11 protein-coding genes are annotated in these 12,515 nt (G+C 37.5%); 8 read left to right on the forward strand and 3 right to left on the reverse strand.

Going from position 1 to position 12,515, the window contains the following annotated elements:
* Positions 1–338 precede the first annotated feature (338 nt).
* Both C7N65_RS05605 and cydC read left to right on the forward strand, forming a co-directional pair.
* Positions 339–1,979: an ABC transporter ATP-binding protein/permease gene (locus C7N65_RS05605; RefSeq protein ID WP_105993494.1), complete on the forward strand. Its 1,641-nt coding sequence runs from the start codon at positions 339–341 to the stop codon at positions 1,977–1,979.
* Positions 1,976–3,643, forward strand: a complete 1,668-nt coding sequence (gene cydC, locus C7N65_RS05610; RefSeq protein ID WP_105993495.1) for a thiol reductant ABC exporter subunit CydC — start codon at positions 1,976–1,978, stop codon at positions 3,641–3,643. Before C7N65_RS05605 ends, cydC begins: the two co-directional genes overlap by 4 nt.
* Before the next feature lie 365 nt (positions 3,644–4,008).
* On the opposite strand, the gene C7N65_RS05615 is transcribed toward cydC, so the two are convergent.
* Complete coding sequence (locus C7N65_RS05615) at positions 4,009–4,449, reverse strand: MarR family winged helix-turn-helix transcriptional regulator (RefSeq protein ID WP_105993496.1); 441 nt, start codon at positions 4,447–4,449, stop codon at positions 4,009–4,011.
* A 250-nt stretch (positions 4,450–4,699) separates the two neighbouring features.
* Here C7N65_RS05615 and C7N65_RS05620 point away from each other — a divergent pair, with 250 nt between their 5' ends.
* The 5 genes from C7N65_RS05620 (at position 4,700) to C7N65_RS05640 (ending at position 10,015) form a co-directional block, all read left to right on the forward strand.
* A complete protein-coding gene (locus tag C7N65_RS05620) occupies positions 4,700–5,629 on the forward strand; it encodes a CobW family GTP-binding protein (RefSeq protein WP_105993497.1) in 930 nt (309 codons plus the stop codon).
* A 196-nt stretch (positions 5,630–5,825) separates the two neighbouring features.
* Positions 5,826–6,734, forward strand: coding sequence for an aldo/keto reductase (locus C7N65_RS05625; RefSeq protein ID WP_105993498.1), 909 nt, complete (start codon positions 5,826–5,828; stop codon positions 6,732–6,734).
* A gap of 27 nt (positions 6,735–6,761) precedes the next feature.
* Positions 6,762–7,049, forward strand: a complete 288-nt coding sequence (locus C7N65_RS05630; protein ID WP_105993499.1) for a hypothetical protein — start codon at positions 6,762–6,764, stop codon at positions 7,047–7,049.
* A gap of 164 nt (positions 7,050–7,213) precedes the next feature.
* A complete protein-coding gene (mdh, locus tag C7N65_RS05635; RefSeq protein ID WP_105993500.1) occupies positions 7,214–8,152 on the forward strand; it encodes a malate dehydrogenase in 939 nt (312 codons plus the stop codon).
* Positions 8,153–8,473: 321 nt separating this feature from the next.
* On the forward strand, positions 8,474–10,015 hold the full coding sequence (locus C7N65_RS05640) for an SLC13 family permease (RefSeq protein WP_105993501.1): 1,542 nt from the start codon (positions 8,474–8,476) through the stop codon (positions 10,013–10,015).
* 89 nt (positions 10,016–10,104) lie between these two features.
* Here C7N65_RS05640 and C7N65_RS05645 read toward each other — a convergent pair whose 3' ends face one another.
* Together C7N65_RS05645 and C7N65_RS05650 are read right to left on the reverse strand one after the other, a co-directional pair.
* A complete protein-coding gene (locus C7N65_RS05645) occupies positions 10,105–10,380 on the reverse strand; it encodes a hypothetical protein (protein WP_105993502.1) in 276 nt (91 codons plus the stop codon).
* A complete protein-coding gene (locus C7N65_RS05650) occupies positions 10,377–10,994 on the reverse strand; it encodes a DUF1361 domain-containing protein (RefSeq protein ID WP_105993503.1) in 618 nt (205 codons plus the stop codon). Before C7N65_RS05650 ends, C7N65_RS05645 begins: the two co-directional genes overlap by 4 nt.
* A gap of 302 nt (positions 10,995–11,296) precedes the next feature.
* On the opposite strand from C7N65_RS05650, the gene norA reads away from it, so the two are divergent.
* Positions 11,297–12,463 (forward strand): multidrug efflux MFS transporter NorA, encoded by a 1,167-nt coding sequence (gene norA, locus C7N65_RS05655; RefSeq protein ID WP_105993504.1) that lies wholly within the window; start codon positions 11,297–11,299, stop codon positions 12,461–12,463.
* The last annotated feature ends 52 nt before the right edge of the window (positions 12,464–12,515 follow it).

A 12,515-nucleotide genomic window follows, 5' to 3' on the forward strand; every position in this document is an offset into this window, starting at 1 on the left:
GCACATAAAAAATTCTTTGTGCTACTAATTATTGAAGGAATTTGAAAGATAGGACTTAAGATGTAGCATGAGGCTGCGTGCAATTATGACAGAATCTTGAATGATAAATTCAAAATTAAAAAGAATTCTAAGACGAAAAAATTGAAAAAGCCACATAGATGTTTTAAGTTGAAGATAAGACATTTTTTGACACAAATGACTACTTGAGAAAACAATCAGGTCGTTACATCTTAGAAAAGATGAAACCAAACACAGTGGGTGGGACAAGTATGCTTGATACACATACGTGTTCCACCTTTGTTGTATCACTTTCAGATAAATACATAAGGGTGAAAACAATGAAGAATTTAATGCACTATGCTTTGAAATATATACACTATCCCATAGTAATGGGCATAATATGTGCAGCTTTAGCCGTTATTGTGGTAGTACAAAACGTGACCATCGCTAAAGTCTTAGATGCGATGTTGATTAAACAGAATCATCATATTACTGTCAGTGTACTATTAATTATCTTACTAGGTGCTTTATTATTGCGTGCTGTCTTAAATATGACAAATCAATGGATAGGAACGCAGCTTGCTTATAAAGTGAAACGGAATTTGCGTCTGCGTATGGTAAACAGCACAATCCCTCAACCGATTGGTAAGCAAATGAGTGTGATGACAGAAAGTATCGATGGCATTACACCGTTTTATCAAGACTATCTGCCTCAAGTCTTCAGAGCGATTATGATACCGCTAGTGATTATCATTACGATGTGCTTTATTCATCTGAATACAGCATTGATTATGCTGGTTACTGCACCGTTTATTCCGGTCTTTTATATTATTTTCGGACTTAAAACACGTGATGAATCTAAAGAACAAATGACGTACTTAACACAATTCAGCCAACGCTTCTTAAACCTTGCGCAAGGTTTGGTGACTTTGAAACTATTCAATCGTTCGCACCAAGCGACAAACGCTATCTACAATGAAAGTACACGCTTTAGGGATTTAACAATGAAAATATTGCGCAGTGCATTCTTATCAGGACTGATGCTTGAATTTATCAGTTTATTAGGCATAGGAATTGTCGCATTAGAAGCAGGTTTAGGTTTGGTATTGTTTCATAGTGTCACTTTTGAAACAGCGGCTGTCGCAATTATTTTAGCACCTGAATTTTACAACTCGATTAAAGATTTAGGACAGGCGTTTCATACCGGTAAACAAAGTGAAGGTGCTGCAGATGTGGTCTTTGAAACATTAGATAACAGTAATGATAATAAATCTGAACGCACACATATAATCAATCAGCAGCAAGCACCTTTGATGAGATTGGAACATGTGGATTATCGCTACCCTGGTGCTAAAAGCGATGCGGTGATGGATGCGCACTTTGATATTTATCAAGGTGAACATATTGCTTTAGTAGGACCGAGCGGGGCAGGCAAAACCACGCTTTCTGAATTGATACTACAAGCATTGCCGTCGACTTCAGGCAGTATCTCGATACAATCAGAGCAGCTGCGCATGGGTGTATTAAGCCAACAGCCGTATATCTTTAATGCTTCTATTAAAGATAACGTTGCGATGTTTGAAACAGTGTCAGATGAACAAGTACATCAAGTATTGGATGCAGTAGGTTTAACGGATAAAATCAATCAGCTGCCTCAAGGTATCGACACTTTCATAGGAGAAGGCGGAGAGATGTTGTCCGGAGGTCAAATGCGGCGTATTGAATTATCACGCGTCTTATTAGCCCAACCTGATCTTGTTGTATTTGATGAACCTGCAACGGGGTTGGATGTATGGACAGAGCGTGTGATACAAGAAGCGTTAACAGCTTACTTTCATGACCGTACAGTGATTATGATTGCACATAGAGAAAGTACCATTCGTCGAGCAAAACGTCGTATCTATATGGAAAATGGTCGCATTACAACTGATGATAATGACATCTCGACGCAATGGCATAAAGGACGTGATAGACAATGAAACGGCGCAGTATTCAATTCAAATTAGATAAAGATTTAGGATTGGCCATCTTATTCGGCGTTATCGGCAGTTTAGTTGCTATCGGTATGTTCTTCTTAAGCGGTTTAATGATTACGCAAGCAGCACAAAATGTACCGCTCTATGGTTTGATTGTCTTAGTGGTCTGTGTGAAGTTATTCGGAATGGTACGTGCGGTCATGCGCTATTTTGAACGTATTTTATCACACCGCACAACCTTTACTATGTTGAGAGATGTACGTGCGCAATTTTTCAATGGCTTGATTCAAGTCGTACCTGATATTTACCGCAAGTTTAAATCGAGTGATTTGATTGCGCGAATGGTTTCAAGTGTTGAGGCACTGCAGAATATCTATTTAAGAGTGTATTATCCGCCAGTCGTTATCGGATTAACTGCGACACTGACGATGATTACACTGTTCTTCTTTTCTTGGGCACATACTATGTTATTGGCAATCAGTATGCTGATTGCATTAGGTATATTGCCATGGTTATGTGCAAAGCGTGCACAACTGCAGCAACAACGTGCTGCACGAGAAGAAGCAGACTTCTTAAGTCGTTACTTCGATTATAAGGAAGGATATGAAGAACTTGAACGATTTCATAAGCAAACAGCGTATCGTCAATCTGTCACTAACCATTTAGAACGTTACAGCCGAACACAAAGAAAAGAACAACGCTTTCTGACGTTGTATGAATTTGCATTAGACCTTGTGTCCATGATTGCTTTATTCTTTTGTGTCGCATTAGGTGTAACACAAGTGCAGAACGGACAGTTGGATGTCATCTATCTGACAAGTATTGTTTTAATGCTGCTGACGTTGTTTGAACAAGCGGTTTCAATGAGTAACGTCGCATATTATAAAGCAGATACTGATCAAGCATTATTAGATTTAGAAAGTGTGATGAAAGGGGTACCTGCTAAAAAAGATAAAGTGGTTTTAGATAGTACTTCTAATGCATCGTTGACAGTAGAACACATGACATTTAAATACGAACATCAAGTGAATGCAGTGCTGCAAGGCATTGATTTAAACGTTCAACCTGGTGAACGAATCGCGATTGTCGGTCCTTCTGGTTCAGGCAAGAGTACCTTGCTGCAAGTGATGGCAGGTTTATATCAAACTTCATCAGGCAGTGTGCAGTATGCTGATCAAGCGACGTATGACCTGACTGAACAGCAAAAAGCACAAGTCTTTAATGTGCTGCTCCAGCATCAGCAATTATTCGACGGTACAGTGCGCGATAATTTATTATCTGATGCAGGTGATAAAGAAATGCGTAAGGTGTTAAATGATTTAGGACTAGATTATATAGATTTAGATTACGTCATTACTTTAAGCGGAAAAGGATTATCAGGAGGAGAACTGCAGCGGCTTTGTTTAGCAAGACTCTTCCTCAAAGCAGCACCGGTTTGGTTGATTGATGAACCGACACGTGCACTGGATTGGGAGAACAGTCAAAATGCCATGCATCGTTTAATCTCTGAAAGCGAAACATTGATTGTAGCGACACATGATTTAGAATTGCTACAACAATTTGATCGAATTGCGGTCATGGTGGAAGGACGAATCATTGAAATAGGAACTTATCCTGACTTAATGCAGCAGCAAGGGGCACTGTATGAAATGGTGACATTAAATTAGTGCTAGCAAATATTTCAAAATACAATTTTATAATCATTATTATTAGAAATAAGCGCAAAACAGCTAAAAACTTTCATAGCATGTTTTGCGCTTTTAATAGATAGTGGTTCTATTATGTATGTACTTTGAATGGTAAAGTATCTAATCTTCTCTGTTTTTAAGTTGTTTGATATAGTGCAGTGTAATAGCAATTGGACTGATAAAACAATATATTCAAAAATAAGTTTGCTTTTCGTGCTAATGTGTTGGAAGATAGAGTAAAGAAAAAGGCTGAACCCTCTAATTAATAGAAGATTCAGCCTGAATGCTTTATCTTAAAAGTGAAAAAACTGCAAGTTATCACTCTAATTTTAATGGCGTTATAATTATGAGTTTTCTTTTGTTAAAGAATCGATAAGTTTATCAAGTAAACGGTTCAATTCTTTTTCTTCTTTTTTGTTTAATCCTGAGATGTCGCCTAAGTGGTTGCAAGCACCGCCTAGGTCTGCTTCAATGGCTTCGCTTTTTTCTGTTAAGTGAACAAATACTTCACGTTGATCCACTTCAGAGCGTTCTCTCTTGATTAAATCAACTTGTTCCATTCTTTTTAATAATGGAGATACTGTACCAGTATCAAGTGCCAATTCAGTCACGACTTTTTTGACATTGACTGGTGATTCTTCCCATAAAATTGTTAATACTAAAAACTGCGGGTACGTTAATTTGTACTTCTTAAAAACGTTATTTGAGTAGTAGCGATTGACTTGTCTTTGAGCATTGTACAAACTAAAGCATAAACGCCCGCCTAAATTAAGTTTTTCAGTCATAAGTTCTCCTCCAGACATTCTATCCGATATATTTTTCTGTGTTCCGGAAATCGTTCCGTCTCGTTGTAAAAGTTTGAGATGTGACAATTAAGAAAATATCCAAGGTCTTTTGTCGACAACTCACAAGCCATGTTAAAATTAAAGCATGTATTGATTTTAGAAGATATCTTGCATTAAATCAAGTTGAAACATAATATAATATGTCCATTAATGGTTGTACCATTAAGTCCTTTAGAAATGAGTGTTAAAATTGGAACGAAATAATAAATCTAAATTATCTATTTGTATTGTAACAGGTTTTCTAGGAAGCGGTAAAACGTCTTTCCTTAAATATTATACTGAGCAATTATTAAAAAGAGATGAGAAAATTACGGTTATAATGAATGAATTTGGTGACTTTGATGTTGATAGTAAAATCTTAGGGGATGAAATTCAAACAATTTCTCTGCAAAACGGTTGTGTTTGCTGTGATTTACAGCAAGATTTGATTAATCAATTATCAGTATTAATCAATCAAAAACAATCACAATTTGTCATCATCGAAGCAACAGGTATCGCACATCCGCTCCAACTCATTGAAGCGTGTTTTGATCCGTCTCTTGCACAATACGTCCATCCGCCGCTTGTAGTAGGTTTAGTCGACGCGCCGAGATTTTTAAATCGCGAGCACTACACAGCATCTACTCAAGCTTTAATGGAAGAACAAATCGCTGTCAGCCAAGCTTTAATTGTTAATAAGACTGACCTGGTCGGACAAGAAGAGCAGCATAAAATTGAAACTGCATTAAAACAAATCAATCCTAACGATACGATTTACTTCACGTCGTACGGTCATGTGAATATAGATGAGTTAGAAGCACTTGATACTGCAAGACAAGACGTACGTCATCGTCATTTGCATCATCATGGTATAAGTTCCATCGCATATACCTTCACAGCACCGATAGACAGACAGATATTCTATCAATTCATTTTGCGCTTGCCAGATAATATTTACCGTTTGAAAGGTTACGTCAGATTCAGAGATGATCCTGAGACAACTTATCTGTTCCAATTCGCCAATGGGCTGCCCGATTACGAGCCTATTCAAGGTGAAGTACAAAATACAATTGTGCTGATCGGCGAAAATTTGGATAAAGAACGTTTGCGCAATCAGCTGGATGCACTGCAATTCACCTGAAAATTGACGTACAGATAAAGGTGCCACTATAATGGATACAACGTTTAATAGTACAAGGATTTTGAGGGGAATACAATAGTAAAATTTTTACATCTAACTATAACCCCCACTACTTAATAGTGAACCTCATTATCAAATTAAGCAAGGGTTAGTATACGGTTGTAATGAAATTGAAAAATCAGGAGGAGAGACATCAATGGAACGTGTTCAAATTAACCGTAATGTGGAATATTCCAAAATTATTCAAGGCTTTTGGCGATTAAATGAATGGCAAATGACACCGCAAGAACTTAACAGCCACTTGCATCAACTCGTGGAGATGGGTGTAACAACGATGGATCATGCGGACATCTATGGAGATTATACGTGTGAAAAGTTATTCGGCGAAGCACTGAAGTTATCTCCAGAGCTGCGTAATCAAATCGAGCTGGTTTCAAAATGCGGAATTGTTTTGCCGACAGACCGTTATGAACAATTCGATGGGCATCGTTACGATTTAAGCCGCCAACATATTGTTGCATCTGTCAACCGTTCGCTTGAAGCGCTTCAGACAGATTACTTGGACACATTGCTGATTCATAGACCTTCACCGCTGATGAATCCGGATGAGGTCAGAGATGCCCTTGATATTTTAGTAAAAGAAGGTAAAATCAAATCATTCGGGGTTTCAAATTTCAATAACGACCAATATGATTTATTAAATAGAGGGATTAAATCACATAAGCTGCATATAGCGGTTAACCAACTTGAAGTTTCTCCTTATCATGCGGCACCGATTTATGACGGTACCATTGATCACATGTATCGTGATGACGTTAAAATCACAGCGTGGAGTCCGCTTGCCGGCGGTAAATTGCTGGATGTTGAGGATGAAAAGTCAAAACGTGTCATGGCGATTATCGGGCCTTTAGCACAAAAATATCAGGCAGCACCAGCTTCTATTGCGACAGCATGGCTGATGAAACATCCGGCAACCATTATGCCGATTATGGGCACAAGCCGAATCGATCGTATCAATGATGCAGTTAAAGGTTTAGATATTAGTTTAACCGATCAAGAATGGTTTGATATTTATACGGCAGTTTTAGGTCATGATATCCCTTAACTGATTAACTTTAAAGGAGTAAGAAGAATGAAACGAGACGAACAATCACGTTCACGTATTCAGTTTGAACGTAATTTTATTGTATTTCCTTATATTATATTTGCGATTATTATCTTTTTCTTTACGACAATCATCTCTATGCCGACAGTGGTGTTGACGTTATTTGGTATATTCTTTATTTATAACGCTGTTTTGCTTTTCACTGCGTTTATCAAGCACTATATGCGTACCATGATTTTATTGTTGATTTTAACAATTTTGGTCGGTGTTATGTTTACAATTTCAGCTACTGCACATTTTGCTGGTAGATATTAAATGTTAAGTCCCAGGTAAAGTTGGCCTGGGCTTTTTTGTGTTTGGATTCGTATGGCGCAATCGATTCAAATTAAAAATTAAGCGTTTTCTTTATTATTATATTCGGCTTTGCTATGATAAAAGTGAACCAAAAATGCAATCATTCATATCAAGGGGGAAATAGAATGGGTAAGAGAAAAATTGCAATTATCGGTGCAGGACATACAGGTGCAACATTAGCTTTTATAGTGGCTGAAAGAGCTTTGGCAGATGTAGTATTGCTGGATCAGCCGCATAATGAAAAACCTGCTAAAGGCAAAGCATTAGATATTTCAGAAAGCGGTCCGATTTTAAACTTTAACAGTAAAATCAAAGGTACTTCTGATTATCAAGATATTACTGGTGCAGATATTGTTGTTATTACAGCAGGGGCTGCCCGTAAACCTGGCATGAGCCGTGACGATTTGATTCAAATTAACGAAGGGGTTATGGCGCAAGTAACAGACGGCATTAAAACTTATGCACCAGATAGTACGATTATTGTACTCACAAATCCAGTGGATGCGATGACGTATGCTGTGTATAAATTGTCAGGCTTCCCTAAAAATCGTGTATTAGGACAATCAGGTGTATTAGATACAGCACGTTACCGTACATTTGTCTCTGAAGCATTAAATGTTGCACAAACGGATGTTACAGGATTAGTATTAGGCGGACATGGCGACACAATGGTGCCGTTATTAAGCACGACGACAGTCGGCGGTGTTCCGTTAACTGAATTGCTGGAACAAGAGAAAATTGATGCGATTATTGATCGTACAAGAAAAGGCGGCGCTGAAATCGTGGGCTTATTGGGTAACGGCTCAGCATATTATGCACCGGCTGCCGCGATTTATGAAATGGCCGCTGCCATCTTAAAAGACGAAAAACGATTATTGCCTTCTATTACGTATTTAGAAGGGGAATACGGCTTTAATGATATTTGTCTGGGTGTGCCGACTATTTTAGGCGAGAATGGTGTAGAACAAGTCGTTGAAACGACATTGAATGATGATGAAAAAGCACAACTTCAAGCTTCTGCCGATGCAGTAGAAGAAGTTAAAAAGGCATTGAAAAATAAATAATAATTTTAATTGAAAAGAAGAGTACTGGTACTGATTTAAATCTAATAGGAGGCTGATTTTATAAGTGAGCCTCCTTTTACATTTTGTGAATTTATTGTGAAAATTTCTACAAATTTTCAGATACGACCATTTTGTAAGCGCATTCTTGTTATAATAAAATTGAAATAGATTAAATATTAAGAAAAGCATCGGAAGTCAAAGCGTGATGTAATCAATTATGGGTCCTATATCATAGCATACTGCTTTCTTACTATTTAATAGTATTTTAAGTGTTGCTCTGCGACAGATGAGCAGGGTCAACTTTAAAGGGAGGAAAATGTTATGTCAGGAGCAAAAGCACAAGATAAAACGGCTAATAAGAAGAACAAGAAAGTTAAACCGCTGTGGATCATCATTAGTTTTGTAGTGTTAATCGCTATTATGCTGATTCCGACAGGCGGCAGTATCCCTGTGATGGCTAAAGCTTCACTCGCAATCTTAGCATTTGCGGTAATTATGTGGGTAACTGAAGCAGTCTCATATCCTGTATCATCAACGATGATTGTAGCTTTGATGATATTAATGCTTGGATTCAGTCCGGTGCAGGATTTAGCAGAAAAATTAGGAAATCCGAAAGCAAATGGTGCTGCATTGCACGGAGCTGATTTATTTGGAACAGGGAATGCGTTGAAACTTGCATTCAGCGGGTTCTCTACTTCAGCAGTAGCCCTAGTTGCGGCAGCGTTATTCTTAGCAGCAGCGATGCAAGTTACTAACTTGCATAAGCGTTTAGCATTGCTGGTTTTATCGATTGTAGGAAATAAAACCAAACGTATTGTCATTGGTGCTATTTTAGTATCGATTATTCTCGCTTTCTTCGTTCCTTCAGCAACTGCACGTGCGGGTGCAGTCGTACCGATTTTACTTGGTATGATTGCGGCGTTTAAAGCATCGAAGGAAAGTAAGCTGGCTGGATTATTGATTATCACAGCCGTACAAGCTGTTTCGATCTGGAATATCGGTATTAAAACAGCAGCTGCCCAAAACATTGTTGCGGTAAACTTTATCAACCAAAGTTTCGGTCACGATATTTCATGGGGACAATGGTTCTTATATGCGGCACCTTGGTCTATCTTAATGTCGATTGCATTGTACTTCATTATGTTGAAAGTAATGCCGCCGGAACAAGATGAAGTCAAAGGCGGTAAGGAATTGATTCGTCAAGAATTGGATAAACTAGGTCCAGTGTCACCTAGAGAATGGCGATTAATCGTTATTTCAGTATTATTGCTGCTCTTTTGGTCAACAGAGAAAATCATTCATCCGATTGACTCAGCATCTATTACATTAGTAGCAATGGCTGTGATGCTGACACCTAAAATCGGTGTAATGACATGGAAAGAGGCAGAAGGCCGTATTCCATGGGGTACAATTATCGTCTTTGGTATTGGTATCTCACTTGGTAATGTGCTGTTGAATACAGGCGGTGCGCAATGGTTAAGTGATAAAACATTCGGTTTAATGGGCTTGCAGCATTTGCCGTTGATTGCAACAATCGCATTAATTACGTTATTTAACATCTTGATTCATTTAGGCTTTGCGAGTGCGACAAGTCTATCATCCGCTTTGATTCCAGTCTTTATCTCACTGACAGCAACTTTGAATTTAGGAGATCAAAACATCGGCTTTGTGCTGATTCAACAATTCGTAATTAGCTTTGGTTTCTTATTACCTGTAAGTGCGCCGCAAAATATGCTGGCATATGGTTCTGGTACATTTACAGTAAAAGATTTCTTAAAATCTGGTATCCCATTGACAGTTATCGGATACATTTTAATTTTGGTATTCAGTATGACTTACTGGAAATGGTTAGGCTTAATTTGATAAGTAGGTAAATTTTATAATAAATAAGCAAAGGCGCATGCTGTAGGTTCACTGTAATTAAGTGACACCGTACAGCATGCGCTTTTGCTTTATATCATAAAGAAACATACATAAAGTGCAATATATTCTGCAAATGTAATGAGATACATATATTTGAGTCGTAATTTCGTACGCAAGTCTACTTCCCAATTCGGATATTTCTGTTCAAAATAAATGATTTGAAGCAAGAATAAACCAAGACCTAACGGCAAACACATTAATCCAATACTGACAGTGAGCGAGAAGCCGATTTCATGTATAAAGTGTCCGATTATCAGCTGAAAAATAATGATAATAGCTATAAAGAGCAGTAAGTGCATCATCATTTGGCCATTCGCACTCCTTTCACTAAAATCAATACAAATCCTTGCAAGAGTGTCATGATAACCACAAAGAAGATACCCTTAATATCGAAAAAGTGTATCACATCTCTTAGAATCGAGAACGGCTGATTGATCAAATATACACTGTGAAATCTTAAAAATCGACCCATCGCAATACCGACACTATTCGCAACCATCAATGTAATGACAAGGATGTAGTTGAATAGAGATTTGTCAGTAAGGTGGAAGAGTTCGATATTGATTAAAATATAACAATACAGCGCAAATAAAACGCCGCCGACTAAATAAGTGAAGTAGAGCCATTCTGTTGCGATCACACCATTCATAATACTAAAACCGAATTGATTTAAATGGATTAAATCCGTCACCATATAAAAGGTGTTAGGGAAGATTAAAATAAAAATCGCTGAGAAAATAATAAATAACGGCCATTCAAACCGGCGCTTAGGTATAAAGAGTTTTATTAACCATACCAATTCAAAAGGGATATATGCTAAAAATAAGTTCAATGCCATGAATTGGTAGAAATTGTCCAATGGCAGTGTCATCAGCATCAGTATAACGAAAAATATGCGTGCAATATATCGTGATTGCATCTTAAAAGCCCTCTCTCTTCATTCATCCATCATAGGGATGTATTGTCTTGCTTCTAAAACAGACAGCAAACGTGCTTTTCTGTCAGACTTAAGTGAATATAATACATCTTTTTGACGGAGATATCAATTAAAAGCGTAGGTGAGGCATACCTTCAAATGAAGCATAAATTTTAAATAATCAGGGAATAATGCTACTAAATTAAGATAAAATTATTTGATTGAGCTATAGAATAACTTTGGTGTATAATAGGTAGTCATTACAAAAATCGACGTAATTAAAATACGCAATAAAGGAGGCTATCATGAGTAAGCAATTAATCACACTCTACTTTAATATATTTCTTGTTTTCTTAGGAATTGGATTAGTTGTACCTGTATTACCTGTCTATTTAAAGGATTTAGGTTTAAATGGAAGTGATTTAGGTATTCTTGTTGCGGCCTTTGCATTAGCGCAAATGGTGATTTCTCCATTCGGAGGCAACCTTGCTGATAAATTAGGCAAGAAGCTTATTATCTGTATCGGATTGATATTATTCTCTGTTTCTGAATTTATCTTTGCGATGAGCAGTAATTATACATTATTAATTATTTCAAGAATTATCGGAGGCTTTAGTGCTGGTATGGTCATGCCGGGTGTAACAGGCATGATTGCGGATATTTCGCCGCCGCAAGATAAAGCTAAGAACTTCGGCTATATGTCTGCCATTATCAACTCAGGGTTTATTTTAGGACCAGGGTTCGGCGGTTTTATGGCTGAATTCTCCCATCGTTTACCGTTCTATTTTGCAGGAAGTTTAGGTATTATAGCTTTTGTTTGTTCGGTATTCTTTATTCATGGCGCAAAACGCGAAACAACAGATGGTTTCCACCAATTTGTAGAGCCGCAAGAATTAGCTAAAGTTAATATCAAAGCTTTTATTACACCGATTATTATTACGTTCGTACTCGCATTCGGCTTAGCAGCTTTTGAAACACTGTATCCTTTATATACTGCAGATAAAGCACACTATGCTCCAAAAGATATTTCTATTGCGATAATGGGCGGCGGTTTAGCAGGTGCTATCTTCCAAATCTTCTTATTTGATAAGTTTATGAAGTATTTCAAAGAATTGACCTTTATTCAAATTTCGCTCTTTTATTCAGCAGTAGTCTTATTCTTATTAGTAGTTGCACACCACTATTGGTCCATCATGATTATCAGCTTTATTGTATTTATCGGTTTTGACATGATCCGACCTGCGATTACCAACTACTTTTCAAATATTGCAGGTAATCGCCAAGGACTTGCCGGCGGATTAAACTCGACATTTACTAGTATGGGCAACTTTGCAGGACCGCTTGTCGCGGGTTCATTATATGACATGAACTTTGAATTCCCGCTGTACATGTCTATTACTGTTATGCTGCTTGGAATTGTGATTATTATGATAGAGAAGACGATTAGAAAGAATAAAGGAATGAAAGTGTAATTTTAAAGGAAAAGATATATGTGCCAGCAGTTTATTGTTGGCACTTTTATTA

Source organism: Staphylococcus simulans (assembly GCF_002994445.1).
In the GTDB taxonomy this organism is placed as follows: Bacteria; Bacillota; Bacilli; order Staphylococcales; family Staphylococcaceae; genus Staphylococcus; species Staphylococcus simulans_B.

Bases quoted from the DNA above. Each gene is read 5' to 3' on its own strand.
- C7N65_RS05605 (WP_105993494.1), top strand. From the start codon at position 339: ATGAAGAATTTAATGCACTATGCTTTGAAATATATACACTATCCCATA.
- cydC (WP_105993495.1), top strand. From the start codon at position 1,976: ATGAAACGGCGCAGTATTCAATTCAAATTAGATAAAGATTTAGGATTG.
- C7N65_RS05615 (WP_105993496.1), bottom strand. From the start codon at position 4,449: ATGACTGAAAAACTTAATTTAGGCGGGCGTTTATGCTTTAGTTTGTAC.
- C7N65_RS05625 (WP_105993498.1), top strand. From the start codon at position 5,826: ATGGAACGTGTTCAAATTAACCGTAATGTGGAATATTCCAAAATTATT.
- C7N65_RS05630 (WP_105993499.1), top strand. From the start codon at position 6,762: ATGAAACGAGACGAACAATCACGTTCACGTATTCAGTTTGAACGTAAT.
- mdh (WP_105993500.1), top strand. From the start codon at position 7,214: ATGGGTAAGAGAAAAATTGCAATTATCGGTGCAGGACATACAGGTGCA.
- C7N65_RS05640 (WP_105993501.1), top strand. From the start codon at position 8,474: ATGTCAGGAGCAAAAGCACAAGATAAAACGGCTAATAAGAAGAACAAG.
- C7N65_RS05645 (WP_105993502.1), bottom strand. From the start codon at position 10,380: ATGATGATGCACTTACTGCTCTTTATAGCTATTATCATTATTTTTCAG.
- C7N65_RS05650 (WP_105993503.1), bottom strand. From the start codon at position 10,994: ATGCAATCACGATATATTGCACGCATATTTTTCGTTATACTGATGCTG.
- norA (WP_105993504.1), top strand. From the start codon at position 11,297: ATGAGTAAGCAATTAATCACACTCTACTTTAATATATTTCTTGTTTTC.